Here is a 26,296-nt window from a genome sequence, read left to right on the forward strand (position 1 = left end):
CACAGCGGAGGCACTCGACACCATAGCCGGGGACACGACGAAGCCCCGCCCAGCTGCGCTGCCGGGCGGGGCGTGCTGGCGACCCGTCAGGTCGCGTCGATGTCGAACGGGGGACGCTCGCCCTCCGACAGCGGGGCGCCGGCGCCGGCGGCCGGGGCGGCACTCTTGGTCAGATCCGCCTTTGCGCTGGTCATGGCGGGTGCCGGTTCGTCGTTCAGCACGGACTTGATGTCCAGGCCGTCCCGGATCTCCTTCAGGCCCAGCGGGTCCTCGTTCCCGCCGAGCAGCTGCTTGCGGACGAAGGTCTTCGGGTGCAGGTCCTCGAACTCGAAGTCCTTGAACTCCGGGCCCAGCTCGTTGCGGATGTCCTCCTTGGCACCGTCCGCGAAGGTCCGCACCTTGCGGATGAAGCCGGTGACGTCCTGGATCAGCTTGGGGAGCTTGTCCGGCCCGAAGATCACGATGCCCATGACGATCAGCGTCAGGACCTCAGGTAGGCCTATGTCTGTGAACACGTAAGCTCCCAGCTCCTGGTGGTCGAACCCGATGAGCTCTGCGGACAACGGTCAGTACAGCGTAATGGCCACCGGCCCGGTCCGTGTCCCACCGCAGGATGAAGCGGTGGCGAAGACCTGCCGATGGCCGACCCGCCGAGAGTCCGCCGGGAGCCCCGACCGCACGGGCGCGGTCCGGGTCCGAGGGGCTAACGGAGTTCGTGCTGGCGAGGTGACGGAGCGACCTGCGTCCCGACTCCGTACGGGGCCTGCGGGACCGCCCCGGCCCCGAAGGGGGCCCGGTCCGGGAAGACCGGGAAGTCCACCGGTTGCTGGACCGTCATCGGCACCAGCTGGCCGCCCGTGCCCCGGGCCGGGGTGACGGTGTTGCCGTGCTGCCGGCCGTCGCCGCCGGAGAGGCCGCCCACTCCGCTGAGGGTGACCGCGGCCACCGAGAACGCCCCGGCGGCCGCCGCGAAGACGAACCTGCGCCCCCGCACCGGACGGGCCGCCACCGGCCCCGTCAGGGCCGCCAGCGGCGCGGGTGCGGGCAGCTGCGCCGGCCTGTCCGGGCCGGCCGGGGAACGGCGCAGGAAGCCCGAGCGGCCGGCCCGCGGGTCCACTCCGGGCAGCGGGGTGTCGGCGCCCAGCGCCCCACCGCCGAACGAGGCACCGGCCCCGCGCCCGAACGAACCGCCGGTCAGCCGACTGCCGCCTATCGTCCCGGTCGCGACCTCGGCGGAACCAGAACCCGAACCTGAACGCGGCCCGGGCCCGGCACCGGGGCCCGGCTCGTCGTCCGGCAGCGCGGCGACCGCCAGCAGACGGGACATCAGCATCGTGGAGGGCGCCGGGGTGACCGTCCGGGTCAGCAGCTGCTTGACCGCGCGGCCCTCGTCCACCTCGGCCAGGCACTCGGGGCAGGTCGCCAGATGGGCCTGGACCCGCTCGCGGGCGTCATGGCCGAGCTCGCCGTCCAGGAAGGCGGTCAGCCGGTCCCCCAGGTGGTGTTCCTCGGCCGCCGGCTCGCCGGTGCGGACCGCGACCGCCCGCAGCTCGGGGCCGTCCGGGGTACGGCGCTCCGGCTCGCCGCGGCGGCCTCGCTGGGCCCAGCCGGCCCCGCGCCGCAGCCTGCCCGCGACGTCCGGCCCCGCTCCCGGGGAGCGGCCGGAGCCCGGAAGGTTGGCGCCACTCACAAGCGCCCCCGTTCACTCCCGCCGGACGGGCCCGACTCGACACCGACCGCGACCGGCTCCGCCGTGCCGCCGCGCCGGATGCGCCCGGGGGCGGAACCGGGGGCACGGTGCTTCAGCGCGGCCCGCAGGTGCGAACGGCCGCGGTGGATCCGGCTGCGCACGGTGCCCAGCTTCACCCCGAGGGTGGCCGCGATCTCCTCGTACGAGAGGCCCTCGATGTCGCAGAGGACCACGGCGGCGCGGAACTCGGGCGCCAGGGTGTCCAGCGCCTGCTGGACGTCCGCGTCGAAGTGGGTGTCGCTGAAGTGCTGGGCCGGGCTCGGCTCACGGCTGGCCAGGCGCTCGGCCGCGTCCTCGCCGAGTGCGTCGAAGCGGATCCGCTGACGGCGGCGCACCATGTCCAGGAACAGGTTGGTGGTGATCCGGTGCAGCCAGCCCTCGAAGGTGCCGGGGCTGTAGGTGGAGAGCGAGCGGAAGACCCGGACGAAGACCTCCTGGGTGAGGTCCTCGGCGTCGTGCTGATTGCCCGTCAGGCGGTAGGCCAGCCGGTAGACCCGGGCGCTGTGCGCCTCGACGATCTCCTCCCAGCTGGGCGGCGTCCAGGTCTGCGCGTCAGGGCCCTCGGCGAAGGTCGCGAGCGCGGCGGGGGCCTCGGCCATCGCGGAGTCGGCTGCCGTCGACTTGTCCAGGGGGGAGTGCGCAGACTGGTTCATCACGGGCTTCGGCGTACGGGCCGACGTGGTGCCGCGGAGGTGCCGCCGCACAGGGACGTCGCCCTCGGCCACACCTCCTCGGTCGGCTCTTCTGCCCAGCAGGGCCACCACCATATCCACCTCACCCGTCAGATCTGGATAAAAGTGCTCGATCGGGTCGGTACCCGGGCCGACCGCCCGTTCCTCAGGGATCAACGGCCGGTCATCGAACGCGGTTCCCGGGCGGCCAGTAATCTGTGGCAGGAAATATCGACATCCGGCCGCCACCAGGCCGACAGCCGGCGCTCTGAAAGAGGCAGCCATCAGCGAGTTCGGGCCCGCTCACGCGGCTCTGGCCGATACCTACATCGGCGAGGACGCGGTGCTCACCTACGCCCGGGCCCAGTCCGCCAGGACCGGCATCCGCGCGATCGGACCGAGCGGCGGCGCCTGTCTGCGGCTGCTCGCGGCCGCGCTGGACGCCAAGGCGGTCGCCGAGATCGGCACCGGCACCGGCGTCTCCGGTCTCTACCTGCTGCGCGGGATGCGCAGCGACGGCGTGCTCACCACGGTGGACGCCGAACCGGTCCGCCAGCAGCTCGCCCGGGAGGCCTACCACGCGGCGGGCTTCGCCTCCAACCGCTCGCGCTTCATACCCGGACGGGCCCTGGAGGTGCTGCCCCGGCTCGCCGACGGCCAGTACGACCTGGTGTTCTGCGACGGCGACCCGGCCGAGTCGCAGGAGTACCTGGCGGAGTCGCTGCGCCTGCTCAGACCCGGCGGCATGGTCTGCTTCGAGGGTGTGTTCCAGGAGGGCCGGCTGGCCGAACCCGACCACGGCGACCCGCAGACCGACGCGGTGCGCGAACTGGTCCGCGACATCCGGGAGAGCGACCGGCTGCTGCCCGCCCTGCTGCCGGTGAGCGACGGCCTGCTGTGCGCCGTCAAACGCTGACGCCCGCCCGGAGCCCGTCCCAAGTCCCCCCGTACAGCGCAGAACCCGGGTCCGGTGTGTCCGGGACCCGGGCTCTGTGCGCATCATCTCCGGGAGATGAGGGGAGCACCCGCTGCGTCAGCCGCAGGCCTTCTTCAGGGCCTCGCCCAGGGCATCGGCCTCATCGGGCGTGAGCTCCACCACGAGGCGTCCGCCGCCTTCGAGCGGAACTCGCATGATGATGCCTCGCCCCTCTTTGGTGACCTCGAGCGGGCCGTCACCCGTCCGCGGCTTCATGGCCGCCATGCTCGTTCCCCTTCCTGCAACCGCTCAGCTACGCACCGGCAGTCCGTCCACCACCGGTATCGAACGCATTGATCGGAAGCCATTATCCCGCATACGGCGACCCGATGACCAACATCACTGCCTCCGCAGGCCCGGCCGCACCCGTCCGAACCGTGCGCCGACTGCCGGAAGCCTCATCAGGGCAGTACTCCACCCGGCGCGAAAAGGTGCCGCACCTCACACTCCCCGGCGGGCCGCCCCCTCGGGCATGCTGACACCGTCCCACCACCTGAGACCCGGGGAGCCCTCGCCGATGTCCGACTCCGTGCTGTACGAGCTCGACGGCGGCCTCGCCGTCATCACCATCAACCGCCCGGACGCGATGAACGCCCTGGACGTGCCCACCAAGGCGGCGCTGCGCGACACCGTGGCCGCCGCGGCCGAGGACGGCGCGGTACGGGCGGTCCTGCTCGCCGGCGCCGGCGGGAAGGCGTTCTGCGTCGGCCAGGACCTCAAGGAGCACCTGGGCCTGCTCAAGCACCAGGAGGAGACCGGCGAGGGTGCCCTGCGCACCGTCGCCGAGCACTACAACCCGCTGGTCCGGGCGCTGGCCGGGATGCGCAAGCCGACCGTCGCGGCGGTCGGCGGAGTGGCGGCGGGCGCGGGCGCGTCGCTGGCCTTCGCCTGCGACTTCCGGATCGTCGCCGACACCGCCGGGTTCAACACCTCCTTCGCCGGGGTCGCGCTCACCGCGGACTCGGGCGCCTCCTGGACGCTGCCCCGGCTGGTCGGGCACGCCAGGGCCACCGAGCTGCTGATGCTGCCGCGGACGGTGAAGGCCGAGGAGGCGCTCCGGCTCGGCCTGGCCACCCAGGTCGTACCGGCCGCGGAACTCGCCGACACCGCGCGGGAGTTCGCCAAGCGGCTGGCCGAGGGACCGACGGTCGCGTACGGCGCGATCAAGGAGTCGCTGGCGTACGGCGCTTCGCACTCGCTGAGCGAACTGCTCGACAAGGAGGACGAGTTGCAGACCCTGGCCGGGGCCAGCGCGGACCACCGGATCGCGGTGGACGCCTTCCTCGCCAAGGAGAAGCCGGTCTACCTCGGCCGCTGAGCGGCCGCCGAACACCCGCCGAACACCCGCCGAGCGCCCCGCGCGGGGCTACCGGGTGCGGGCGTGGCAGTCGGCCAGGTGGTCGTTGACCAGGCCGCACGCCTGCATCAGGGCGTAGGCGGTGGTCGGGCCCACGAAGCGGAAGCCGTTCTTCTTGAGCTCCTTGGCCAGCGCCGTGGACTCGGGCGTGACGGCCGGCACCTCGTCCAGCGTGCGGGGGGCCGGCCGGTCCGGGTCACCGGCGTGGCGCCAGACCAGCGCGTCCAGCCCGCCCGCCCCGAGCGCCAGTGCGGCACGGGCGTTGACCAGGGTCGCCTCGATCTTGGCGCGGTTGCGGATGATGCCCTGGTCCTGGAGCAGCCGCTCGACGTCGGCCGGGCCGAACCCGGCCACCTCGGCGGCGCGGAACCCGGCGAAGGCCGCCCGGAAGCCCTCCCGGCGGCGCAGGATGGTGATCCAGGACAGCCCGGACTGGAACGCCTCCAGCGAGATCCGTTCGAACAGGGCGTCGTCGCCGTGCACCGGGCGGCCCCACTCGGTGTCGTGGTACTCGACGTAGTCCTCGGCGGACAGGCCCCAGCCGCAGCGCAACAGGCCGTCGGGGCCGGGTACGGCGCCGGTCACTTCTCGCCCTTCCCGTCGGTGACGATGTCCTGCGCGGCGGTGTCCTGCGTGACCGCGTCCTGCACGTCGGCGTCCTGCGCAGCGGCGTCCTGCGCAGCGGCGTCCTTCGCGGCGGCACCGGCCGCGCCGACCGTCCTGGCGAAGTCCTCGAGACCGGGCAGCGGTTCCTCGCCCTCCGGGGTCGTGGCCGTCACCGCGGACGCCACGGCTGCCGCGGCCTCCAGTTCGGCGATCCGGGAGTCCCGGTGGGCGAGTTCGGCGCCGAGGCGGTCGAGCACGTCGTCCACCTCGTCCATCCGGTAGCCGCGCAGGGCCATCGGGAGCCGGATCTCGTCCACGTCGTGGCGGCTGAGCGGACGGTCCTGCGGCAGCCGGGCGGCGATCCGGTCGTGCACCGCCTCCGGCAGACTGCCGCCACCGCCGAGCGCCACCAGGGCAGCGCCGCCGACCACCACGGCCATCGCCGCCACGATCACCCAGAACACGAGCTGTCCTCCAGTCTCCGAGCCGGCCTTGGAAACAGGTGGGATCATGGTCCCGGAGTAGGCCGGGGCCCATCATTGCACCCGGGCGAGCTGTGGAGGAGACACCGGTGGTACTGCGCCTTGGCCCCGTTGAGTTCGGCGAGGACGAGCTGGTGATCATGGCGATCGTCAACCGCACCCCGGACTCCTTCTTCGACCGCGGCGCCACCTTCGGCGACGAGGCCGCCTTCGCCGCCGCCGACCGGGCGATGGCCGAGGGCGCGGCGATCCTGGACATCGGCGGGGTCAAGGCGGGCCCCGGCGAGGAGGTCACGGTCGAGGAGGAACTGCGCCGCACCGTCCCGTTCGTGGCGGAGCTGCGCAAGCGCCACCCCGAGGCGGTGATCAGTGTCGACACCTGGCGGCACGAGGTCGGCGAGGCGGTCTGCGAGGTCGGCGCCGACCTGCTCAACGACGCCTGGGGCGGGGCCGATCCGAAGCTGGCCGAGGTCGCCGCCAGGTACGGCGTCGGCCTGGTCTGCACCCACGCCGGCGGGGTCGAGCCGCGCACCAGGCCGCACCGGACCGGGTACGAGGACGTGATGGCGGACATCCTGCGGGTCACCGTCGGCCTGGCCGAGCGGGCCCTGGAGCTGGGTGTGCGCAAGGACGGGCTGATCATCGACCCCGGCCACGACTTCGGCAAGAACACCCGGCACTCGCTGGAGGCCACCCGCCGCCTGCCGGAGATGACCGCGACCGGCTTCCCGGTGCTGGTCTCGCTCTCCAACAAGGACTTCGTCGGCGAGACCCTGGACCTGCCGGTCGACCAGCGGCTGCTGGGCACCCTGGCGACCACCGCGGTCTCGGCCTGGCTGGGCGCCCGGGTCTACCGGGTCCACCAGGTCGCCCAGACCCGGCAGGTGCTGGACATGGTCGCCTCGATCCGGGGCACCCGTCCCCCGGCGGTCGCCCGCCGCGGCCTGGCGTAGCGCACCCCCCGGACAAGCACCGCCCGGGGTGCGGAGCCCTGCCCGCCCCCGGACGGGCCCGGCCCGGCCGGACGGTCAGATGTCGCCGTTGGGGCGGCGGCTCTCGGCGAGGATCGCCAGCACCTCGTCCACGTCGTCGGTGACGCGGAACAGCTCCAGGTCGTGCGGGGAGGCCTTCTTCTCGGCGACCAGGGTGTTCTTCAGCCAGTCGACCAGACCGCCCCAGTAGGCGCTGCCGAAGAGGATCACCGGGAACCGGGTCACCTTCTTGGTCTGCACCAGCGTCAGGGCCTCGAAGAGCTCGTCCAGCGTGCCGAGTCCGCCGGGCAGCACCACGAACCCCTGGGCGTACTTGACGAACATCGTCTTGCGGACGAAGAAGTACCGGAAGTTCAGCCCGAGGTCGACGAATTCGTTGAGCCCCTGCTCGAAGGGCAGCTCGATGCCGAGGCCGACGCTCAGGCCACCCGCGTCGGAGGCTCCCCGGTTGGCGGCCTCCATCGCACCGGGCCCGCCGCCGGTGATCACCGCGTACCCGGCCTGCGCCAGCGCACGGCCGATCGCCACGCCCTCCGCGTACTCGGGGGAGTCGACGGAGGTGCGGGCCGAACCGAAGACGCTGATCGCGGCCGGGAGTTCGGCCAGCGCGCCGAAGCCCTCGACGAACTCGGAGGTGATCCGCCAGACCCGCCACGGATCGGTGTGCAGCCAGTCGGTCGGCCCGGTGGTGTCCAGCAGCCGCTGGTCCGTCGTACTGGTGCCGACCTGGTCGCGGCGCAGCAGCACCGGGCCCTTCTGCTTCTCCGGCCAGGCCTTCTTCCGCTCGGGTGCGTCGGCCCGCTCGGGGCCGTGGCCGTAGTGCTTTTCCTCGCCAGTGCCTGTCATGGCGAAACCCTACGCCCGCCGCTCCGCCTTTTCGGGGAACGGCGGGAGAACGCAGGATGCCTTCGGGGCCTACGGGACGGCGGTGCCGGACCCGGGTGCCGGACTCAGGTGAGCCAGGCCCGCAGCCGGGCCTCGCACTCGGCGATCGCGCTGAGCGAGCAGTGCTCCTCGCGCTTGTGGGCCAGATTCGGGTCGCCGGGGCCGTAGTTGACCGCGGGTACACCGAGTGCGCTGAACCGGGCCACGTCGGTCCAGCCGAACTTGGCCCGGGCCTGGCCGCCGGTCGCCGCCAGGAACGCCTGCGCGGCGGGCTGGGAGAGACCGGGGAGCGCACCGGGGGCGTGGTCGGTGACGGTGACCTCGAACCCGGCGAAGACCTCGTGGACGTGCGCCTCGGCCTCCTCCCGGCTGCGGTTGGGCGCGTAGCGGAAGTTGACGGTCACCACGCACTCGTCGGGGATGACGTTGCCGGCCACACCGCCGTCGATGCGCACCGCGTTGAGGCCCTCGCGGTACTCCAGGCCGTCGATCTCCACCCGCTGCGCCTGGTACCCGGCGAGCCGGCCGAGCACCTCGGCGGCGTGGTGGATGGCGTTGTCGCCGAGCCAGCTGCGGGCGGAGTGCGCCCGGGTGCCGGTGAGCCTGACCTGGGCGCGCAGGGTGCCCTGGCAGCCGCCCTCGACCATGCCGCCGCTGGGCTCCATCAGCACCGCGAAGTCGGCCTTCAGCCACTCGGGGTGCTCCTTGGCCAGGTGGCCGAGGCCGTTGCGGGAGGCCTCGATCTCCTCGCAGTCGTAGAAGACGTAGGTGAGGTCGTGGTTCGCCTCGGTGAGCGAGGCGGCCAGGCGCAGCTGGACGGCGATGCCGGACTTCATGTCCGAGGTGCCGCAGCCGTAGAGCAGGTCGCCCTCGACGTACGACGGCAGGTTGTCGGCGATCGGGACGGTGTCCAAGTGGCCCGCCAGCAGCACCCGTTCGGCCCGGCCCAGGTTCGTGCGGGCGACGACGTTGTTGCCGTGCCGGTCGACGGTGAGGTGGGGGTAGGCCCGCAGTGCGCTCTCGACCGCGTCGGCGAGCGCCTGTTCGTCGCCGCTGACGGAGGGGAAGTCGACGAGCCGGGCGGTCAGTGCGCCGCCGTCGAGTGTCAGGTCCAGAGGCGTGTGTGGGCTGCTCATGGACGCCTAGCGTAGCCGTGCGCGTCCGGCCGGACGATGGCCGGGCGCGGTACCGGCCGGGCTGCCGGGTGCCCCGGGGGCCGGGTCTGCGGGTCCCTCCGGCGGGGCCTGCGCAACCGGCGTCCCCGCACAGCCGTCCGAGTGGGTACGGTGTGCGAGCGCAGGGACGACGGTACGGGTGCGGGGCGAAAGGGGAAGCGGTGACCGACATGGCGGCGGACGGGCAGGACGGCGAGGCGGGCGGCCGCCGACGACGGCCGGTACGTCGGGTGCTGATCGGTCTGTTGGCGCTGGCCGTGCTGGCGGGCGTGGTGGTCTACCTCAACCGGGACCGGCTGATCTCGCCGCCGGAGGGCTGCACCGTCACCACCCAGGCCGGGAAGGGCACGCTCGACCTCTCGCAGGCGGCCAACGCCGCCACCATCGCCTCGGTGGCGATCTCCCGCGGCCTGCCCGAACGGGCCGTCACCATCGCGCTGGCGACGGCGATGCAGGAGTCCAAGCTGCACAACATCTCCGGTGGCGACCGGGATTCGGTCGGCCTGTTCCAGCAGCGGCCGTCCCAGGGCTGGGGCACGGTGGACCAGATCATGGACCCGGTGTACGCCACCAACAAGTTCCTCGACGGTCTGGTGAAGGTCCCCGGCTACGCCCGGATGCCGCTCACCGACGCGGCCCAGCAGGTGCAGCGCAGCGGCTACCCGCAGGCGTACGCCAAGCACGAGAACAACGCCACGCTGGTCTCCTCGGTGCTGACCGGCCGCGAGCCGGCCGCGCTCACCTGCGTGGTGGACGACCTGACCGTCCCCTCGCCGGCCGCTTCGGCCACCCCCTCGGGACAGCCGCTGGACGTCGGCGCGCGGGTCCGCCGGGAGTTCGGCAAGACCGTCACCTCGGCACCCGCCGCCAAGGCCGAGAAGGACCCGCGCACGGTGATCGCGCTCACCCCGCAGCCGGCCGCGAGCACCGACTCCGGGCCGGACGCGGTGCGGCAGAGCGGCTGGGCGGTGGCGCAGTGGTCGGTGGCCGAGGCGCAGCAGCTGGGCATCGGCGCGGTGGCGTACGACGGCAAGGTCTGGCGGGTGGACCGGCCCTCGGACGGCTGGAAGGCGAGTGCCACCGCCCCTTCGACGGACCGGGTGCTGGTCACCCTGGGCGCCCCGGGCAAGGGCTGACGCCCGGTTGACGCACAGATGGCCGGGTTACCGCCGGACGGGTGATTCCGGTCAAGCCCGGTGGACGCCCGACGCCCGGCACACCGGGTGCGGGCGGGCCCCGGAAGGCGGTCGGCGGGCCCTTGCGGGGCAAGGGGCGTGACGTTTCCGCAGGCGTCCGCCGGATGGCCGATCCGTCCGGTTTGCCCCAAAGCTGATCGTCAGATCTTTGGAAACGCTTGACCCGTACGGCCCGAAACCTTCTCGCTCCTCCAGCGGTATTCACGTCGTCGCGTTCGCCGGACGGTACGAACTCACCTCTTAAGGAGCACCATGTCTCTCCCCCTCACGCGCCGGATCGCCCAGGCCGCACTGCTCGTCGCGGCCGGTGCGGCACCTCTGCTCGGGGCGGGGTCCGCCTCCGCCGCCGACCTGGTGCCCTCGTCGACCGACCTGGGGGCCGGGCTGACCCAGCTGGACACCCCGAGCTCGGCCACCACGGTGCAGGGAGCGACCCACGAGTTCGGCGAGGCGCTCGGCACCACCGGCGCGGCCGCCGTGCAGGCGGGCGTCCCGGCCACCGCCGACGCCACCGGCAAGACGGTCGCCACCGCCCTGCCGGACACCGACCAGTCCCTCGGCAAGCTCGCCGGACCGGCGAGCAAGGCCGCCGCCGTCACCGGCGCGCTCACCACCGTGGCCGCCAAGGCCACCCCGGCGCTGACCGAGCGGCTCGCCCCGGAGGCCACCAAGGCCCTGCCCACGCTGCCCGGCACCCACAGCCTGCCCGGCACCCGCAGCGCCTCCGCCACCGCCGGACTGGAGAACCTCACCCACTCCGTGCCCGGTGGCACCACGGTGGCCAGCGCGCTGCCCACCGGCGGCGTGCCGAACACCGACGCCGTGACCGACGCCGTCCCCGGCGGCGTCACCAAGTCGCTGCCGCTCGCCGACACGCTCGGCCAGCTGACCGGCCACCACGGCGGCGACCACCGTCTCGGCGGCGGCATGCCCGGCCTCGGCAACAGCCCGCTGGACTCGCTCGGCCTGCCCACCGGCCAGGTCACCCACCTGCTCGGCGGTCTCGGCCGCTGACCCGGCCGCGAACCGTTCAGGGGCGCGGGGAACCGCGCGCGACCCGGCACCCCCGTGGAGGGCCGGTCGCGCGGTTCCCCGCGCCCCTGCGCCGTCTCAGCGGGTGAGCCGCTCCACGGCCGCCCGCACCCGCTCGTCGGTGGCCGTGAAGGCCACCCGGACGAACCGGTCGCCGGACGGCCCGTAGAAGTCGCCCGGTGCCACCAGGATGCCCAGCTCGGCCAGTTCGGCCACGGTCTCCCAGCAGGGCCGGCCCTGGGTGGCCCACAGGTACAGGCTCGCCTCGGAGTGCTCGATCCGGAAGCCGTACGCCTCCAGGGCGGTCCGCAGCGCGGTGCGGCGGGCGGCGTAGCGGGCCTTCTGCTCGGCCACGTGGACGTCGTCCCCGAGGGCCGCGACGGTGGCCGCCTGCACGGGCGCGGGCACGATCATGCCGCCGTGCTTGCGGATCTCCAGCAGCTCCCGGATCACCACCGGGTCGCCGGCCACGAACGAGGCCCGGTACCCGGCCAGGTTGGAGCGCTTGGAGAGCGAGTGCACCACCAGCAGACCCTCGTGGTCGCCCCCGCACACCTCCTGACCCAGCACCGAGGCCGGGTCGGCCTCCCAGCCGAGTTCCAGGTAGCACTCGTCGCTGACCAGCAGCACCCGGTGCGCGCGCGCCCACTCCACCGCGCGGCGGAGCTCGGCGACCGAGAGCACCCGGCCGGTCGGGTTGGAGGGCGAGTTCAGCCAGAGCAGCCGGACCCGCGCGGGGTCGAGCTCGGTCACGTCGTCGTACTCGACCGGCTCGGCGCCGCACAGCCGGGCGCCGACCTCGTAGGTCGGGTAGGCGAGGCGCGGGTACGCCACCTGGTCGCCGGGGCCGAGGCCGAGCTGGGTCGGCAGCCAGGCGACCAGTTCCTTGGAACCGATGGTCGGCAGGACCGCCTCGGGCCCGATCTCGGCGCCGACCCGGCGGTGCAGCCAGCCGGCGATCGCCCGGCGCAGCTCCAGCGGGCCCCAGACGGTCGGGTAGCCGGGGGTGTCGGTGTGGGCGGCCAGCGCCTTCCGGATCACCTCGGGCACCGGGTCCACCGGGGTGCCGACGGAGAAGTCGCAGATCCCGCCGGGGTGTTCCAGGGCCGTGCGCTTGTACGGCTCCAGCTTGTCCCAGGGGAAGACGGGCAGGAGGTCGGAGACGCGGCGCGCCGCCCCCGGGTGACCCGGGAGCGGCGCGTGCGGAGTGTCAGTCGTGCTCACAGCTCAGCTGCTCACTCTTCGCCCTGCGGCGGGAGGGCCGCGATGAACGGGTGGTCCTTCTCGATCAGACCGAGCTTCGAGGCGCCACCGGGCGAACCGAGGTCGTCGAAGAACTCGACGTTCGCCTTGTAGTAGTCCTTCCACTCCTCCGGAGTGTCGTCCTCGTAGAAGATCGCCTCGACCGGGCAGACCGGCTCACAAGCACCGCAGTCGACGCACTCATCCGGGTGGATGTACAGAGAGCGCGAGCCCTCGTAAATGCAGTCGACCGGGCACTCCTCGATGCACGCCTTGTCCTTGACGTCGACACAAGGCTGCGCGATGACGTAGGTCACGCTTTCGTTCCTCCTCGGAAGGGCTGGCGCCCCAAACTGTTTGCTCTTGCTCGCGTGCGCGGGTGAGCGCGGCGTCGTCGATGCCCGCCCTAGTATCGCGGGTCAGAGCCCGCAAATGCACAGGAGGTGCCTCAGATGACAGGTCAAGATCCGATCGGGTCCCGTCCCGAGGTCCGGATAGACCGCTCTGACGTGGGACGACGGGTCTCCGTGCGGCGCCTTTCGGAGTTCGTGGACGGCCGTCCGGTGTTCCGCGATGTGATCGGCGTGCTCGTATCCTGGGACGACCACGGGCTGACGGTCGTCCCACGTACCGGCCAACCGGTCTCGTTCCCTGAGAAACTGCTGGTCGCGGGCAAGGCCGTACCGCTCTTCCCGGCCCGCCTGTCGTCCCGGGCACCCCAGGCCGATCCGGTCGAACTCCAGCGGATCGCCGCGCGGGGCTGGCCCGCGGTGGAGCAGGAGGCGCTCGGCGAGTGGACGCTGCGGGCCTCGGCCGGGTTCACCCGGCGGGCCAACTCGGTCCAGGCGCTGGGCGACCCCGGGCGTCCGCTGCCCGAGGCGCTGACCGCCGTCCGCGACTGGTACCGGGAACGCGGCCTGCCCGCGTACGTCGAGGTGGTCGACCCGGGGTCGCCGAAGGACCTCACCGCCGAACTCGACCGGCTCGGCGCCCGCTACGCCCCCACCCTGGTCCGCACCGCACCGCTGGCTCCGCTCACCCGGCTGGGCAGCGGCCACGACCGGGTGCGGCTCTCCAGGACCGCCGGGCCCGAGTGGCTCGCGCAGTACCGCAGGGTCGGCGACGACGCCGCGCTGGAGCGGGCGGCCGCCCTGGTGCTGCACGGCGGCCCCTCGGTCTGGTTCGCCACCGCCCCCGGGCCCGACGCCCCGCTGGCGATCGGCCGCTGCGTGGTCGACGGGCCGTGGGCCTGCTTCGGCGCGATCGAGGTCACCCCGTACGCGCGCCGCACCGGACTGGCCACCGATGTGATGGCGGTGCTCGCCGCACGGGCCGCCGAGGAGGGCGCGAGCGGTGCGTACCTCCAGGTGGAGGCGGAGAACACCGGCGCGATCGCCCTCTACGACCGGCTCGGCTTCCGGACGAGTCACACTTACCACTACGCCCAGCTTCCCCAGCGGTAGGACCGACCCCTGCGGCAGCACCGCTCCCGGACCGACGAAGGCTTCTGTTGACCGAGCAGAGCAGATCACGCTTCCGAGCCGAGGCCAGGGCAGAGCACCCCGATCCGGTGCTGCTCTGCCTGCTGGCCGCCGCCGAGCACACCCTGGCCGACCCGGACGAGCCCGCCACCCTGGACGAGCTGCTGACGGCCTGCCACGTCGCGCTCGACCGGCACGCGGCGGCCGTCCGGCGCGCGGTGGCCGAGCGGGCCCCGGCCACCCCGGAGGAGACCGCCGCGCTGCTCGCCGCCGTACTCGGCGGACGGGAGCGCTTCCACGGCCGCCCCTCGGACTACCGGCGGCTGGAGTCCTCACTGCTGCCGGACGTCCTGCGACGGCGGCGCGGGCTGCCGATCATGCTCTCGCTGGTCTGGTGCGCGGTCGCCGCCCGCGCCGGGCTGACCGTCCGCGGGGTGGCCCTGCCGGGCCACTTCATCGTCGCGGTGGGCGGCCCGGAGGGGGGCGACGAGTACGTGCTGGCCGACCCCTTCCACGGCGGGCGGCTGCTCGACCTGGACGACGTCGAACAGCTGGTCGCGGCCACCGGCCACGCCTTCTCGCCGGAACTCCTCACCCCCGCACAGCCGTTGGACACCGTGCTGCGGGTACTCGGCAACATCCGCAGCTGGGCCTCCGACCGCCCCGAGCACGCCCGCACCCAGCTCTGGGCCACCGAACTCGCCCTGCTGCTGCCCCGCCACCCGGCCAGCCTGCGCCTGGAACGGGCCGAACTCCTGGTCCGCACCGGGCACTTCCTGGCCGGTGCGGCCGAGATGGACGCCTACGCCGAGATCCTGGACGCCTTCGACCCCGAGTCCGCCGGCCGAGTCCGCCACGAGGCCCGGGCCGCCCGCCACCGCCTCAACTGACCCCGCGCCCGCGCCGGGCAGGCGGGAGCCGCCGGGGACGGATCACCCGTCGCCCCGGCGGGGGCGAGCTAGAGCCAGCCCTTGTCCTTGGCCACCCGGACCGCCTCCGCGCGGTTGCGCGCGGAGGTCTTCTGGATCGCCATCGACAGGTAGTTCCGTACGGTGCCCTCCGAGAGGTGCAGCCGCCTGGCGATGTCCGCGTTGACCGCGCCGTCGGCCGCCGCCGCGAGGACGTCCCGCTCGCGGGCGGTCAGCGGGTTGGCGCCCTCGGCCAGCGCGGCGGCCGCCAGCGCGGGGTCGATCACCCGCTCACCGCGCAGCACCCGCCGGATCGCCTCGGCCAGTTCGGACGCGGGCGCGTCCTTCACCAGGAAGGCGTCCGCGCCGGCCTCCATGGCGCGCCGCAGGTAACCGGGCCGCCCGAAGGTGGTCGCGATCACGACCTTCGTCCCGGGCCGGTGCCGTCGCAGCTCGGCCGCCGCGTCGATCCCGGTCATCCCGGGCATCTCGATGTCCAGCACGGCCACCTCGACGTCGTGCGCCTCGGCCGCGGCCACGACCTCGTCCCCGCGCGCGACCTGCGCGACGACGTCGATGTCCCCTTCGAGGCCGAGCAGCGCGGCAAGCGCCTCCCGGACCATTCCCTGGTCTTCGGCCAGCAGAACTCTGATCACTCGTGCACACTATCGGCCGCGGGGCCGGTGACCGCGCGGACCGGTACAAGTGCCCGCAGCCGGAAGCCCTTTCCGCGCGGGCCCGGGCCGCTCTCCAGCCGGCCGCCGACCTGGGCCAGGCGTTCCTGGAGGCCGGAGAGGCCGTTGCCCGGCGCCGACTTGCCGGGACCGCGCCCGTTGTCGGTGATCTCCAGGACGGCGTACCGGTCGCCGTCGCCCTCCCAGGTCTCGTCCATGGTGACGGTGCAGGTGGTGGCCTCGGTGCCGTGCCTGATGATGTTGGTGACGGCCTCGCGCAGGGCCCAGGCGAGGGCCCCGGCCTCCTCGGTGCCGAGACCGGGGTGCTCCCCGGCGACCGAGGGGGCGGCCTCCAGGGTGACCTGGGCGGTGGTCAGGGCGGTACGGGCGGCGGCCAGTTCGACCGGCAGGGTGGGCCTGCGGTAGCCGCCGACGGCCTCCCGGACGTCGATCAGCGACTGACGGGCGACCTTCTCGATGTCGGCGACCTGCGCCCGGGCCGCCTCCGGCTTGTCGGAGTCCATGAAGCGCCCGGCCAGTTCGCTCTTCAGCGTGATCAGCGAGAGCGAGTGGCCGAGCAGGTCGTGCAGGTCGCGGGCGAGGCGCAGCCGCTCCTCGGCGGCGGCCAGGTGGGCCACGGTGGCCCGGGCCTCGCGCAGCTCCCGCATGGTCGAGATCAGCCGCTGCAGGCCGGTCATCGCCAGACCGCCGAGGAAGCACGGCAGGATGATCGAGGCCAGGGTGTCGGCGTCCGCGCGCACCAGCAGGGCGACGGCCAGCGCCAGTGCGGTGGTCCCGGCGACCCCGGGGAGTCCCAGCCTCGGCGGCACCACGGTGGCCACGCAGACCGAGCAGTAGGTGAACAGCGTGAGCCAGGGCTGGCCGAGCCCGAACGAGGTGCCCACGGCCAGCAGCACCATGGTCCCGACGATCGGGTAGCTGCCGCGCCAGGACTCCGGGCGGGTCGAACGCACGGCGACCAGGCTGACGTACGCGGCCAGGAACGCCACCAGGGCGAGCGCCCCGGCCACCACGGCCGCCGTGCCGTGCCGACCGCTCACCAGGTCCTTGACCGGGTAGATCAGGTAGATCATCCACAGCGACATCCAGGCCAGCTTGACCACCAGCTGGCGCCGGTTCTCCACCCGGGCGCCGGGGACGTTGCCGTACGAGTCCCGCTGCCCCTCCTCCGCGGATTCGACGGGGCGGGAGGGCGGCGGGATCTTGGACATGGCGGACATCATGCCTGCTTGGTGTCCTGGCGGTACAGGTAGGCCGCGGCGGCGACGAAGACCACCAGGAAGCCGGCCAGCCCGCCCACGGCGGTGACGTCGAGCGAGTGTCCCGGCTGGGTGAAGCCGGCCAGCCGGTTGTACAGGTACACCGGGTCGAACCGGGCGAGGTTCTCCAGCGAACCGCTCACCGGGAACCAGGTGCCGCCGAAGACCGCCATCAGCATGTAGGTGATCATGACGATCGGCTGCACCGAGTCCGGCGCCGCCGCGTAGCCGAGCGCCACGCCGAGCGCGGCGAAGACGAAGCTGCCGAGCCAGAGCGCCAGCCCGAGCCCGAGCCAGCGCGCCGCCGACAGCCGCACCCCCTCGGCCGCACCGATCCCGAACACCACCGCGATCGCGGGCAGCGTGGTCACCGCGCAGGAGGCGATCTTGGCGGCGGTGTAGGCCCGCCCCGGCAGCGCGGTCAGCCGCAGCTGCCGCACCCAGCCGCTCTTGCGCTCCAGCGAGATCCGCTGGGCGCTGTTGCTGAGCACCGCGCCGACCGCGCCGAAGGTGGCCATCGAGACCATGAAGTACGACTTCGCCGGGGTGCCGCCCGCCACGTTGCCGCTGCCGTAGGCGTTGATGAAGAAGACGTACAGCAGGCCCGGGTAGAGCAGGCTGAACAGCAGGTACCGCTTGTTGCGCAGGGTGCGCATGATCTCCAGCTGGATCAGGGTGCTCATCGCGTGACCTCCCGGTCGGCCCAGTCGTCGGCGGCGTCCTGCTCGCCGGTGATGGTCAGGAAGGCCTGCTCCAGGCCCAGGCTGGTGACTTCGAGGCCGTGCGGGTGGAACCCGGCCCGGTAGAGGGCGGCGACTCCCGCGTCGGCGTCCGTGCTGCGGATCCGTACCGTCCGCACCCCGTCCGGGCGGCCGGTGACGTCCAGGCTCACGGTGCCCGGCAGGGTGCGCAGCGCCGTCTCCTCGACGTGCGGGTCGGCGGGGTGCAGCTCGAAGGTGATCCGGCGGGCGCCGGCCTTGGCCTTGATCTCCGCGGAGGTGCCGTCGGCGATCAGCCGGCCCCGGTGCAGCACGAGCACCCGGTCGGCGATCGAGTCGGCCTCCTCCAGGTAGTGGGTGGCGAACAGGACGGTGCGTCCGGCGTCGGCCTGGGCCCGCATGGTCGCCCAGAACTGCCGGCGGACCGAGACGTCCATGCCGGTGGTCGGCTCGTCCAGCACGATCAGGTCGTTGGCACCGGCGACGGCCAGGGCGAAGCGCACCCGCTGCTCCTGGCCGCCGGAGAGCTTGTCCACCCTGCGGTCGGCGAACTCGGTGATGCCCGCGTCCGCCATCACCTGGGCCGGCCGGTGGCCGCGCGGGTGGACGTCGCAGGCGAACTTCACCAGCTCGCGCACCTTGACGTCGCCCATCAGGCCGCCGCTCTGCAGCATCGCGCCGACCCGGCCGGACTCGATCGCGGCCCGGGGCGTGCCGCCGAACAGCGAGACGCTCCCCTGGTCGGGGTCGCGCAGGCCGAGCAGCAGGTCGAGGCTGCTGGACTTCCCGGCCCCGTTCGGGCCGAGCAGCGCGACCGTCTCGCCGGGCCGCAGCACCAGGTCGAGGCCGCTCACGGCCCTGACCCGGCCGTAGCTCTTGCTGACGTTGCGGAAGGCGGCGACCTCCTCGTCCGCCCTGGGCCCTGCCGTGACCGTACTCATCCGCCCCACACACCCTTCTCGATCGCCTGACCCGTCCAGGCTCCCGCGATCGGGGGGTGCCCCGGCAGTGCGCGCCGTCGTGTCCTCGCCATGACGGATGTCATGCCCGAACGGCCCGGCGGGGCGGGCGGGGTGCGGGGACCGGCCCGACCGGGCCGGTCCCCGCGGCCGGTCACCCCTGAACGGCCAGCGCGTTCCTGAGGAAGTCGACCTGGAGCAGCAGCAGGTTCTCCGCGACCTGCTCCTGCGGCGTCATGTGGGTGACGCCGGAGAGCGGCAGCACGCTGTGCGGGCGCCCGGCGGCGAGCAGCGCCGAGGAGAGCCGCAGGGTGTGCGCGGCCACCACGTTGTCGTCGGCCAGACCGTGCACGATCATCAGCGGCCGCTCCAGCTTCGCGGCGTCCCCGATCAGCGAGTTGGCCGCGTACACCTCGGGCCGCTCGGCGGGGTGGCCGAGGTAGCGCTCGGTGTAGTGGGTGTCGTAGAGCTCCCAGTCCGTCACCGGCGCACCGGCGATGCCCGCGTGGAACACGTCCGGACGGCGCAGCACGGCCAGCGCGGACAGGTAGCCGCCGTACGACCAGCCGCGGATGCCGACCCGGCCGAGGTCGAGCGGGAACTGCCCGGCGAGCGCCCGGAGGGCGTCGACCTGGTCGTCGAGGGTGGCCCCGGCGAAGTCGAAGGCGATCGACTTCTCCCACGCGGGGCTGCTGCCCGGGGTGCCGCGCCCGTCCGCGACGACCACCGCGAAGCCCTGGTCGGCGAACCACTGCGAGGTGAGGTGCGGGTTGTGCGAGCGGACCACCCGCTGGCCGTGCGGACCGCCGTACGGGTCCATCAGCACCGGCAGCAGCCCGTCCCGCTCGCGGTCGTACCCGGTGGGGAGGAGGACGGCGCACGGGATCCGCCGCTCGCCCGCGAGGGTGAACTGCGGCCTGGCGGTGAGCAGCGGGGTCTCCGCGTGCGAGGCGACGGTGGCGAGCACCTTGTCCTCGCGCCGGACCTCGACCCTGGCCCCGGCCCAGCCCGGGTCGGCGCAGGACAGCACGGTCACCCCGCCCGCCCGGACGGCCGCCACCACGCCCGCCTCGCCCAGCGCGACGGGCCGCGCGCCGTCCTCCAGGCCGATCGTGAACGCACCGATCGCGCCCGGCTCCAGGGGCGCGTCGCCCGCACCGGCCGAGGCGGCGAAGAGCACGCCGTCCGCTCCGACCGAGACCACCGAGCGCAGCTGCAGCTCGTCGCCGGTGACCGTACGGTCGCCGATCACCAGGGCGCGGGCGCCGCTCTCGTCACAGATCCGCACCAGCCGCCCGTCCGGGGTCCAGGCGGGGACGCCGGAGAAGAGCTCCAGCCAGACTTCGTCCCGCTCCTCGACCAGCAGCGCGCTCTCGCCGGTGGCGGTGTCGACCGTGCGGATCTGCTGGCTGCGCTGGTCGCGGGCCTGGACCAGCAGCAGCGGTGCGCCGCCCGCCGACCAGTGCACCCGGGCCAGGTAGGGGAAGGCCTCGCGGTCCCAGCGCACCTCGGTGCGCGAGCCGTCCAGGCCGAGCAGCCAGAGCCCGACCTCGGCGTTGGGGGTGCCCGCCGCCGGGTAGGCGATCTCGGCGGGGGTGCTGGCCGGGTTGGCCGGGTCGGCGATCCACCAGCGCCGGACGGGCGCGTCGTCGGCGCGGGCGGCCAGCAGGCGGTCGCTGTCCGGGGACCACCAGTAGCCGCGGTCGCGGTCCATCTCCTCCTGGGCGATGAACTCCGCCTGCCCCCAGGTGACTCCGGCCCGCTCCGGCTCGGCGAGCGCGCGGTCCTCGCTGCCGTCGGTGCGGGTGATCCGCAGCTGGCCCGAGGTGGTGGCGTAGGCGACGTGGCTGCCGTCGGGCGACGGCCGCGGGTCCAGCAGGGGCCCGGCGGCGGGGAGTTCACGGGTGGCGCCGGTGGCGGTGTCGGCGGTGAACAGGCGGCCCGAGAGGGCGAAGGCGGCCAGTGCGCCGGCACCGTCCAGGGCGTAGCCGACGATCCCGGCCGCACCCTCACGGCTGCGCTCGCGGCGGGCCTTCTCCTCGGCGGAGAGGTCCTCCTCGCCGCCGCCGAGCAGGGCGGCCGGGTCGGCGGCGATCCGCTCCTCGCCGGTGGCGGTGTCGAGCGTCCAGAGCAGGTTGGCCCGGTCCCGGCCGGACCTCGAACGCAGGAAGACGACCCGGGAGCCGTCGGGTGCGACGGTGAAGGACCGGGGCGCGCCGACGGTGTAGCGCAGGGTCCGCGCGTGCTGCCGGGGGAAGGTGTCCGCAGGTGTGTCGGTGGTCATGGCACCAGACCCTACGGCCTGGCCGACACGGTGATCACTCGTTCGGAGCAGCGCCCCGAAGTGGCTCCGCGCGGCCCCGACACCCCTTCCCACCGGGCCATGCGCCCCGTGGACGCTTCCGTACCCCGACCATGCGGACTCACGGAAAGTAATGCAATCCTCACTGATCGGGTATTCCTTGTCTGGTCGATTCGGAACCGTCGCGTCCAGGTGTGCTCGCGCCCCGCGTCCGGTCCGGGTCAAGAGCTCGTCCCGCACGTCCCGACCGCCGCCCTCGCCGAGGGCGGCGCACCCGAGAAAGGGTGTGAGCCGTCATGGCTTTGTCCATCTCCGCAGCCATGCTGATGCTGGTCATCGTGGTGGTCCTGATCCGACGGTCAGGGCTCAAGCTGGCACACGCGATCATCTGTTCGCTGCTCGGCTTCTACCTCGCGTCCAGCTCCATCGCCCCGTCGATCCAGGCGGTGACCAGCAACCTGGCAGGGATGCTCAATGGCCTGAAGCTCTAGCGGACCCGGCGGACGGTGGATCAGGGAGCGGCCCGGTGGCCGGCCCGCCCGGAACCCGTCGGCCGCCGGGCGCTGCCGTCGGGGCCCCGGTGGATAGGCTGCTGCCCATGACCTCTGCCACCGACCGGCCCACCCGGCGCCTGCTGCTGGTGCACGCCCACCCCGACGACGAGTCGATCGGCAACGGCGCCACGATGGCGCGGTACGCCGCCGAGGGAGCCTCGGTCACCCTGGTGACCTGCACCCTCGGCGAGGGCGGCGAGGTGATCCCACCCGAGCTGGCCCATCTGACGGCCGATCGGGAGGACACCCTGGGCCGGTACCGGATCGGCGAGCTGACCGCCGCGATGCGCGCGGTCGGCGTCGCCGACTTCCGCTTCCTCGGCGGCCCCGGACGCTACCGGGACTCCGGGATGATGGGCGTACCCGAGAACGACGTCCCCGGCTGCTTCTGGCGGGCCGACCTGGACGAGGCGGCCGGCCACCTGGTCGCGGTGATCCGCGAGGTTCGGCCCCAGGTGCTGGTGGCGTACGACGAGAACGGCGGCTACGGCCACCCCGACCACATCAAGGCGCACCTGGTCGCCATGCGCGCGTACGAGCTGGCGGCCGACCCGGCGTACCGGACCGAGCTGGGCGCGCCCTGGCGGATCTCCAAGGTCTACTGGACCAGGATGCCGCGCTCGGTGATCGACCGGGGCCTGGCCGAGGCCGCCGCCCGCAGGCCGTTCCCCGGGGTGGCCCGGGTCTCGGACATCCCCGGGGTGGTGGACGACGAGGTGATCACCACCGTGGTCGACGGCACCGCCCACGCCGCGGTGAAGACGGCCGCGCTGCGGGCCCACCTCACCCAGATCAGCGTGAGCGGCGAGTTCTTCGCGCTCAGCAACCACCTCGCGCAGCCGATCGTGGCGAGGGAGTACTACCAGCTGGTCCGTGGTGAAGCGGGGGGCGAGCTCCCCGAGACCGATCTGTTCGCGGGTCTCGACCTGGTGGAGCCGGGCACGTCCGGCCGGCAGGCGGCGGGTCCGGACACCGCCCCGGCGAACGCGGAGTTCCTCCGATGAGCAATCCCCCGAAGGGCAGCCCCGCGAAGGGCCCGACCGTGCGGCAGCGCAGCCTTCCCGCCAGGGTGCTCGGCACCCAGGCCGAGCGGCTGGCCGAGCCTCAGCCCCCGCGCGCCGGCCGGATCGTGGCGTACGTGTTCCTCTTCGTCCTCGGCCTGCTGGTCTCGCTCTGCGGGTGCTTCGTGCAGGCCCTCTGGCCGCCGTTCGGGATGCTGCTGGCGGTGGCCGCCAGCCTCGGCCTCTTCTACGGCGGACTGCGGCTCACCGGCACCAAGCTGGGCGCGGGAGTTCCGCTGGGGGGCTGGTTCCTGATGCTGCTGGTGCTGATGAGCCCCCGACCCGAGGGTGACTTCGTGCTGTCCGCGGATCTCACCTCGTACGCCTACCTCTTCCTCGGCGCCGTCGGCGGCGTGATCTGCGCCACCCTGCCGACCCGCAGCGCGTTCGGTTTCGGAGCCCCCGGACCGGGGCGCTGAACCCCCTGCGACGAGCAGTCAGAGTGCTCCGCACGTAGGCTCATACCGGAGGAACCCGGACGTATCAGGTTCTATCCGAACCAGTTCGCCGTGCACTTCTTCCCAGTAAGGTGGTGCAACGGCAGAACCGCCCCGGTCGATGCGGTGCACGGGACGAGCAGGTAGCTTCACCCAATCGCAAGGTCGGCGGCCTGCCGCAGCCAACACGAAAACAAGACTGGTGTCGGAGGGGTTGTCCGGTCCGTCGCGCGGCAGCAGTGGCCGCCCGAGCGGGCTGACGCCCCACAACCCGCGGTCGCCGTTCCACAGTGCGGCTGCGAACCCGGAGCAGAGCAGCATTGAGCAGCCGCGAATCTGACAGCGCGTACCCGTCGCGCCGACAGGGGGGCTCCCGCCCCCAGCCTGGGGGCCGGGACGTTCCCCCGGGTCGTCGACCGGGGGACGGCCCGGACGCGTACCCGTCGGGCACCCCGCCCTACGGCACGGGCCTCCCGAACGGCTACGGCGCCGACCCGTTCGGGCCCGGGGCTGCCCCTGGCCCGAGGGGCGAAGGCCCGTCTGCGACCGAGCCGGGGGCGGGCGAGGACGACACACCGAAGACCGAGACCACGCTGACCACCAGGATCCGGATCAACATCCCCGGGTCCCGGCCGATCCCGCCGGTGGTGATGCGCAGCACCGTGAAGAACGAGGAGAGCACTCCCGCCGAACCGGCCGCCGCCTCCGGACCGAACGGGCCCCGGCACCGCTCCGGCACCCCCTCCTCCCCCGTGCTCGGGGTCATCGACCCCGCCGCCCGGGCCTCGACCCCGCCCAACCTGCCGCCGGAGTGGCAGAACGGCCGTCCGCAGCCGGGCGGCGAGAGCCAGGGCGGCTCCCCCGAGGCGACCGGCGCGTGGTTCCGCCCGCGCCAGCGGGGCCGCCAGCAGGACGCCCAGCCGGCGCAGGCGGGCCAGGGCACCGAAGCCGCGGGCGCGGGCGCCGAGGCCGCCGCGCGGGCGGGCCAGGAGCAGTTGCCCGCCCAGGAGTACCCGATGCCGGGTCAGGGCGCTCCGGGCCAGGAGCTGCCCGGCACCCCCGCCTCCCCGTTCGCGGCCGGCCGGCCGCCTCGGCAGGGCGATGCCGGGTTCGCACCGGACGCCGGGCGGGGCGTCGGCCGGGGCCCCGGCCAGGGCGCTCCCTTCGGCGCGGGCGGGCCGGTCCCCAACGACCCGTACTCCGCCGCCCCCTACCGCGAGGCCCCGGCCGACCCGTTCGCGCCCAACCCCGCGCGGAACGACCCGTTCGCGGGCAACCCCGCCCAGGGGGCCCCGTTCGCGGGCAGCCCGGCGCCGGGTGGGCGCTTCGCCGGCGGCCAGGCCCCGGCGGACCCGTTCGCGCCGAGTCCGGCGCAGGGCGACCCGTTCGCGCCCGGTCCCGCCCAGAGCGACCCGTTCGCGCCCAACCCGGGCCAGGGCGGACGCTTCGCCGGCGGCCCCGGCCAGGGCGACCGCTTCGCCGGCGGACCGGCGCAGGCCGACCCGTTCGCGCCCGGTCCCGGCCAGGCGGACCCGTTCCGGACCGATGCCGCGGCGCCACGCCGTCAGGCCGCACCCAGGGGCACCGATTCGGCCACCGGTCCGGCCGCGCCCGCCGGTGGGCCGGAGGACACCCAGGTCGGCGGCTTCGACCCGATCGGTGAGGACCCGCAGTCGGCCGCCATATCCGGGCTGCCCGCGGCCGGTCCGTTCGGCGCGGCCCCCACTGGGGCGCCCGGCACCGATCCCTTCGCTCCCGGCCGCCCCGGCCCGAAGGGCCCCTCGGCCTCCGACCGGGCCCGCCCCTTCGCTGACGGCCGGCCCACCCAGGGCCGCTTCGCCGAGACGCCGGGCTTCGAACCGGCCTCGCCGTTCCCCGGCGCACCGGGCGCAGCCGCCGCCCCTGGCCCGTCGCCCTTCTCCGGTCAGCCGCAGGGCGCCGGGCGGGCGCCGGGCGCCCCGGGCTTCGGGTCCGTCCCACCGGACGCCGAGAAGCCCGAGGACTCCCAGGGTCCGGCCGCCCCGAAGGGCGACGGCGACGACAAGGGCAAGGACGACAAGGGCGCCCAGCCCAAACCCGCGTCCGAGTCCGCCCCGGCCGCCAAGCCCCGTCGCGGCCGCGGCCGCAAGCTGGCCACCTACGCGGTCGGCGGGGTGCTCTTCGCCGGGGCCGCCGCGTACGGAACCGGACTGATGCTCAATCAGGCCGACATCCCCAAGGGCACCACGGTGCTCGGCACGGAGATCGGCGGCGACTCCCGCGACCAGGCCGTGAGCATGCTGGACGACTCGGTCGGCAAGGCCGGGCAGGCGCCGCTGAAGCTCAAGCTGGGCGACCAGACGGTCGATCTCGACCCGTCCACCGCCGGTCTGAGCTTCGACACCACGGCCACCGTGGACGGGCTGACCAAGCACAGCTACAACCCGGTCCAGGTGATCGGATCGCTCAAGGGCGGCAGCACGGCCGTCGAGCCCGAGGTGAAGGTGGACCGGGCGAAGCTGAAGGCCGCGCTCGACTCCCTCGGCGGCAAGTCCAGCCAGGGCCTCCAGGAGGGCTACGTCCGCTTCACGGCCGACGGCCAGACCGAGGTGGTCCCCGGCAAGGCGGGGCAGGCCGTGGACGCCAACGCCGCGATGGACCTGATCGAGCAGGCGTACCGGGACCGGGCCGCCGGCAAGCCGGACGCGGTGGTGACCGTACCGGTGGCCGCGGCCCAGCCGAAGGTCACCGCGGACGCCCTGCAGGCCGCCGCCGACGGCCTCGGCAAGTCGGTGCTGAACGGGACGGTGTCGGTCTACGCGGGCACCAAGAAGTTCGACTTCGGCAAGGTGACGGCCAGTCAGGCGCTCACCCTGGCGCCGGACGACTCCGGCAAGATGGCCCTGAAGTGGGACCTCGACAAGCTGAACGACGCCCTGAAGAAGGTCGCCTTCGACAAGGTCAAGATCAAGAAGAACGGCGCCCTGGTGCAGGTCACACCGCAGGACGTCGCGGAGGGCATCGCCTCCGTCATCGACAAGAGCGCCGCCAAGGACCGGGTGTACCGCTTCCAGATCTGACCCGCTCCACCGCACTCCGAGGCCGGGATCCGTTCGCGGGTCCCGGCCTCGGGCGTGCCCGGCCCCACACCGTTCACATTCCGCCGATACCCCCTGCGACGGCCGCAATTGCTCGAACACGGGACATATACGCGCGATAACGGACAGTCCCGTTTCCCGGGCCCAGCTGGCGAGTCCTCGCCAGTGGCGGTTCATAACCGGACATAGTGCATCAAACATCGCACGGCTGCGAAACCTTGTGTTCCGAGGGCATTCAGACCTGAAATATGGCCCGCAGCCTGCGTCTTGAGCCCATGAACCGATGGTCAAAACGGCCCTCGACCTCGTGCATTGGGTGCGGCGTTACCAATAATTGATCCCACGCCGGTCGACAAGCGTTCACGAGGTCAGCAAGATGTGGCAGCAAGCCGTTCCACAGCGGCCGGCGCATTTCTGACCAACAGTCCGACATCCGAGACGCCCCTCAGCACCAAGTGCGGGACCCGCCATCCTTACGGA

The 26,296-nt window shown here is 73.5% G+C and carries 26 protein-coding genes; 11 read left to right on the top strand and 15 right to left on the bottom strand.

Features of this window, described 5'->3' with window-relative positions; translation table 11 throughout:
- Positions 1-86: 86 nt before the first annotated feature.
- From ACFC1R_RS25105 to sigE, 3 genes are all read right to left on the bottom strand, one after another.
- A complete protein-coding gene (locus ACFC1R_RS25105) occupies positions 87-515 on the bottom strand; it encodes a sec-independent translocase (protein ID WP_375942180.1) in 429 nt (142 codons plus the stop codon).
- A 188-nt stretch (positions 516-703) separates the two neighbouring features.
- Positions 704-1,690 (bottom strand): zf-HC2 domain-containing protein, encoded by a 987-nt coding sequence (locus ACFC1R_RS25110; RefSeq protein WP_375942182.1) that lies wholly within the window; start codon positions 1,688-1,690, stop codon positions 704-706.
- Positions 1,687-2,349 (bottom strand): RNA polymerase sigma factor SigE, encoded by a 663-nt coding sequence (gene sigE, locus ACFC1R_RS25115; RefSeq protein ID WP_375942230.1) that lies wholly within the window; start codon positions 2,347-2,349, stop codon positions 1,687-1,689. Before sigE ends, ACFC1R_RS25110 begins: the two co-directional genes overlap by 4 nt.
- A gap of 355 nt (positions 2,350-2,704) precedes the next feature.
- Here sigE and ACFC1R_RS25120 point away from each other — a divergent pair, with 355 nt between their 5' ends.
- A complete protein-coding gene (locus ACFC1R_RS25120) occupies positions 2,705-3,337 on the top strand; it encodes an O-methyltransferase (protein ID WP_045298592.1) in 633 nt (210 codons plus the stop codon).
- A gap of 117 nt (positions 3,338-3,454) precedes the next feature.
- Here ACFC1R_RS25120 and ACFC1R_RS25125 read toward each other — a convergent pair whose 3' ends face one another.
- Entirely contained in the window at positions 3,455-3,622 is a 168-nt protein-coding gene (locus ACFC1R_RS25125; RefSeq protein WP_014137929.1) for a DUF3117 domain-containing protein, read from the bottom strand.
- A 292-nt stretch (positions 3,623-3,914) separates the two neighbouring features.
- Between ACFC1R_RS25125 and ACFC1R_RS25130 the strand changes: the two genes are divergently transcribed.
- Positions 3,915-4,715, top strand: coding sequence for an enoyl-CoA hydratase/isomerase family protein (locus ACFC1R_RS25130; RefSeq protein ID WP_375942184.1), 801 nt, complete (start codon positions 3,915-3,917; stop codon positions 4,713-4,715).
- A 48-nt stretch (positions 4,716-4,763) separates the two neighbouring features.
- On the opposite strand, the gene ACFC1R_RS25135 is transcribed toward ACFC1R_RS25130, so the two are convergent.
- Positions 4,764-5,339, bottom strand: coding sequence for a DNA-3-methyladenine glycosylase I (locus ACFC1R_RS25135; protein ID WP_375942186.1), 576 nt, complete (start codon positions 5,337-5,339; stop codon positions 4,764-4,766).
- Positions 5,336-5,872 carry a DivIVA domain-containing protein gene (locus tag ACFC1R_RS25140; RefSeq protein ID WP_375942188.1) on the bottom strand — a complete coding sequence of 179 codons (537 nt, stop codon included), beginning with the start codon at positions 5,870-5,872 and terminating at the stop codon, positions 5,336-5,338. The genes ACFC1R_RS25135 and ACFC1R_RS25140 overlap by 4 nt, the downstream gene beginning before the upstream one ends.
- 110 nt (positions 5,873-5,982) lie before the next feature.
- Here ACFC1R_RS25140 and folP point away from each other — a divergent pair, with 110 nt between their 5' ends.
- A complete protein-coding gene (folP, locus tag ACFC1R_RS25145) occupies positions 5,983-6,795 on the top strand; it encodes a dihydropteroate synthase (protein ID WP_375942233.1) in 813 nt (270 codons plus the stop codon).
- 75 nt (positions 6,796-6,870) lie between these two features.
- Here folP and ACFC1R_RS25150 read toward each other — a convergent pair whose 3' ends face one another.
- Positions 6,871-7,680, bottom strand: a complete 810-nt coding sequence (locus ACFC1R_RS25150; RefSeq protein ID WP_375942190.1) for a TIGR00730 family Rossman fold protein — start codon at positions 7,678-7,680, stop codon at positions 6,871-6,873.
- 104 nt (positions 7,681-7,784) lie between these two features.
- Complete coding sequence (gene dapE, locus ACFC1R_RS25155; RefSeq protein WP_375942192.1) at positions 7,785-8,855, bottom strand: succinyl-diaminopimelate desuccinylase; 1,071 nt, start codon at positions 8,853-8,855, stop codon at positions 7,785-7,787.
- A 209-nt stretch (positions 8,856-9,064) separates the two neighbouring features.
- On the opposite strand from dapE, the gene ACFC1R_RS25160 reads away from it, so the two are divergent.
- Both ACFC1R_RS25160 and ACFC1R_RS25165 read left to right on the top strand, forming a co-directional pair.
- A complete protein-coding gene (locus ACFC1R_RS25160) occupies positions 9,065-10,030 on the top strand; it encodes a hypothetical protein (RefSeq protein WP_375942235.1) in 966 nt (321 codons plus the stop codon).
- Positions 10,031-10,342: 312 nt separating this feature from the next.
- On the top strand, positions 10,343-11,104 hold the full coding sequence (locus ACFC1R_RS25165; RefSeq protein ID WP_375942194.1) for a hypothetical protein: 762 nt from the start codon (positions 10,343-10,345) through the stop codon (positions 11,102-11,104).
- Between the two features lie 96 nt (positions 11,105-11,200).
- Here ACFC1R_RS25165 and dapC read toward each other — a convergent pair whose 3' ends face one another.
- Both dapC and fdxA read right to left on the bottom strand, forming a co-directional pair.
- On the bottom strand, positions 11,201-12,346 hold the full coding sequence (gene dapC / locus ACFC1R_RS25170) for a succinyldiaminopimelate transaminase (protein WP_375942196.1): 1,146 nt from the start codon (positions 12,344-12,346) through the stop codon (positions 11,201-11,203).
- 11 nt (positions 12,347-12,357) lie between these two features.
- On the bottom strand, positions 12,358-12,681 hold the full coding sequence (gene fdxA / locus ACFC1R_RS25175) for a ferredoxin (protein ID WP_045298581.1): 324 nt from the start codon (positions 12,679-12,681) through the stop codon (positions 12,358-12,360).
- 210 nt (positions 12,682-12,891) lie between these two features.
- On the opposite strand from fdxA, the gene ACFC1R_RS25180 reads away from it, so the two are divergent.
- Positions 12,892-13,827 carry a GNAT family N-acetyltransferase gene (locus ACFC1R_RS25180; protein ID WP_375942199.1) on the top strand — a complete coding sequence of 312 codons (936 nt, stop codon included), beginning with the start codon at positions 12,892-12,894 and terminating at the stop codon, positions 13,825-13,827.
- A gap of 47 nt (positions 13,828-13,874) precedes the next feature.
- A complete protein-coding gene (locus ACFC1R_RS25185; protein WP_375942201.1) occupies positions 13,875-14,735 on the top strand; it encodes a transglutaminase family protein in 861 nt (286 codons plus the stop codon).
- A gap of 68 nt (positions 14,736-14,803) precedes the next feature.
- Here ACFC1R_RS25185 and ACFC1R_RS25190 read toward each other — a convergent pair whose 3' ends face one another.
- The 5 genes from ACFC1R_RS25190 to ACFC1R_RS25210 all read right to left on the bottom strand — a co-directional run bounded on the left by ACFC1R_RS25190 (position 14,804) and on the right by ACFC1R_RS25210 (position 20,669).
- A complete protein-coding gene (locus ACFC1R_RS25190; RefSeq protein WP_375942203.1) occupies positions 14,804-15,409 on the bottom strand; it encodes a response regulator in 606 nt (201 codons plus the stop codon).
- Complete coding sequence (locus ACFC1R_RS25195; RefSeq protein WP_375942205.1) at positions 15,406-16,659, bottom strand: sensor histidine kinase; 1,254 nt, start codon at positions 16,657-16,659, stop codon at positions 15,406-15,408. The genes ACFC1R_RS25190 and ACFC1R_RS25195 overlap by 4 nt, the downstream gene beginning before the upstream one ends.
- An 8-nt stretch (positions 16,660-16,667) precedes the next feature.
- Entirely contained in the window at positions 16,668-17,390 is a 723-nt protein-coding gene (locus ACFC1R_RS25200) for an ABC transporter permease (protein WP_375942207.1), read from the bottom strand.
- Complete coding sequence (locus ACFC1R_RS25205) at positions 17,387-18,367, bottom strand: ABC transporter ATP-binding protein (protein WP_375942209.1); 981 nt, start codon at positions 18,365-18,367, stop codon at positions 17,387-17,389. Before ACFC1R_RS25205 ends, ACFC1R_RS25200 begins: the two co-directional genes overlap by 4 nt.
- A 172-nt stretch (positions 18,368-18,539) precedes the next feature.
- On the bottom strand, positions 18,540-20,669 hold the full coding sequence (locus ACFC1R_RS25210) for an alpha/beta fold hydrolase (protein WP_375942210.1): 2,130 nt from the start codon (positions 20,667-20,669) through the stop codon (positions 18,540-18,542).
- Positions 20,670-20,983: 314 nt separating this feature from the next.
- Between ACFC1R_RS25210 and ACFC1R_RS25215 the strand changes: the two genes are divergently transcribed.
- From ACFC1R_RS25215 to ACFC1R_RS25230, 4 genes are all read left to right on the top strand, one after another.
- Positions 20,984-21,178, top strand: a complete 195-nt coding sequence (locus ACFC1R_RS25215) for a hypothetical protein (protein WP_045298568.1) — start codon at positions 20,984-20,986, stop codon at positions 21,176-21,178.
- Positions 21,179-21,285: 107 nt separating this feature from the next.
- Complete coding sequence (gene mshB / locus ACFC1R_RS25220) at positions 21,286-22,245, top strand: N-acetyl-1-D-myo-inositol-2-amino-2-deoxy-alpha-D-glucopyranoside deacetylase (RefSeq protein WP_375942212.1); 960 nt, start codon at positions 21,286-21,288, stop codon at positions 22,243-22,245.
- Positions 22,242-22,721 (top strand): DUF6113 family protein, encoded by a 480-nt coding sequence (locus tag ACFC1R_RS25225; protein WP_375942214.1) that lies wholly within the window; start codon positions 22,242-22,244, stop codon positions 22,719-22,721. Before mshB ends, ACFC1R_RS25225 begins: the two co-directional genes overlap by 4 nt.
- A gap of 668 nt (positions 22,722-23,389) precedes the next feature.
- Positions 23,390-25,798, top strand: a complete 2,409-nt coding sequence (locus tag ACFC1R_RS25230; RefSeq protein WP_375942216.1) for a peptidoglycan binding domain-containing protein — start codon at positions 23,390-23,392, stop codon at positions 25,796-25,798.
- Positions 25,799-26,296: the final 498 nt, after the last annotated feature.

The organism is Kitasatospora sp. NPDC056138 (assembly GCF_042264695.1).
Classification (GTDB): Bacteria; Actinomycetota; Actinomycetes; order Streptomycetales; family Streptomycetaceae; genus Kitasatospora.

What these genes read in the sequence shown, in the direction of transcription:
- sigE (WP_375942230.1), bottom strand. Translation starts at nt 2,349, where the DNA reads ATGGCCGAGGCCCCCGCCGCGCTCGCGACCTTCGCCGAGGGCCCTGAC.
- ACFC1R_RS25125 (WP_014137929.1), bottom strand. Translation starts at nt 3,622, where the DNA reads ATGGCGGCCATGAAGCCGCGGACGGGTGACGGCCCGCTCGAGGTCACC.
- ACFC1R_RS25130 (WP_375942184.1), top strand. Translation starts at nt 3,915, where the DNA reads ATGTCCGACTCCGTGCTGTACGAGCTCGACGGCGGCCTCGCCGTCATC.
- ACFC1R_RS25140 (WP_375942188.1), bottom strand. Translation starts at nt 5,872, where the DNA reads ATGATCCCACCTGTTTCCAAGGCCGGCTCGGAGACTGGAGGACAGCTC.
- folP (WP_375942233.1), top strand. Translation starts at nt 5,983, where the DNA reads ATGGCGATCGTCAACCGCACCCCGGACTCCTTCTTCGACCGCGGCGCC.
- ACFC1R_RS25150 (WP_375942190.1), bottom strand. Translation starts at nt 7,680, where the DNA reads ATGACAGGCACTGGCGAGGAAAAGCACTACGGCCACGGCCCCGAGCGG.
- dapE (WP_375942192.1), bottom strand. Translation starts at nt 8,855, where the DNA reads ATGAGCAGCCCACACACGCCTCTGGACCTGACACTCGACGGCGGCGCA.
- ACFC1R_RS25160 (WP_375942235.1), top strand. Translation starts at nt 9,065, where the DNA reads ATGGCGGCGGACGGGCAGGACGGCGAGGCGGGCGGCCGCCGACGACGG.
- ACFC1R_RS25165 (WP_375942194.1), top strand. Translation starts at nt 10,343, where the DNA reads ATGTCTCTCCCCCTCACGCGCCGGATCGCCCAGGCCGCACTGCTCGTC.
- ACFC1R_RS25195 (WP_375942205.1), bottom strand. Translation starts at nt 16,659, where the DNA reads ATGTCCAAGATCCCGCCGCCCTCCCGCCCCGTCGAATCCGCGGAGGAG.
- ACFC1R_RS25200 (WP_375942207.1), bottom strand. Translation starts at nt 17,390, where the DNA reads ATGAGCACCCTGATCCAGCTGGAGATCATGCGCACCCTGCGCAACAAG.
- ACFC1R_RS25205 (WP_375942209.1), bottom strand. Translation starts at nt 18,367, where the DNA reads ATGAGTACGGTCACGGCAGGGCCCAGGGCGGACGAGGAGGTCGCCGCC.
- ACFC1R_RS25210 (WP_375942210.1), bottom strand. Translation starts at nt 20,669, where the DNA reads ATGACCACCGACACACCTGCGGACACCTTCCCCCGGCAGCACGCGCGG.
- ACFC1R_RS25215 (WP_045298568.1), top strand. Translation starts at nt 20,984, where the DNA reads ATGGCTTTGTCCATCTCCGCAGCCATGCTGATGCTGGTCATCGTGGTG.
- mshB (WP_375942212.1), top strand. Translation starts at nt 21,286, where the DNA reads ATGACCTCTGCCACCGACCGGCCCACCCGGCGCCTGCTGCTGGTGCAC.
- ACFC1R_RS25225 (WP_375942214.1), top strand. Translation starts at nt 22,242, where the DNA reads ATGAGCAATCCCCCGAAGGGCAGCCCCGCGAAGGGCCCGACCGTGCGG.
- ACFC1R_RS25230 (WP_375942216.1), top strand. Translation starts at nt 23,390, where the DNA reads ATGCGCAGCACCGTGAAGAACGAGGAGAGCACTCCCGCCGAACCGGCC.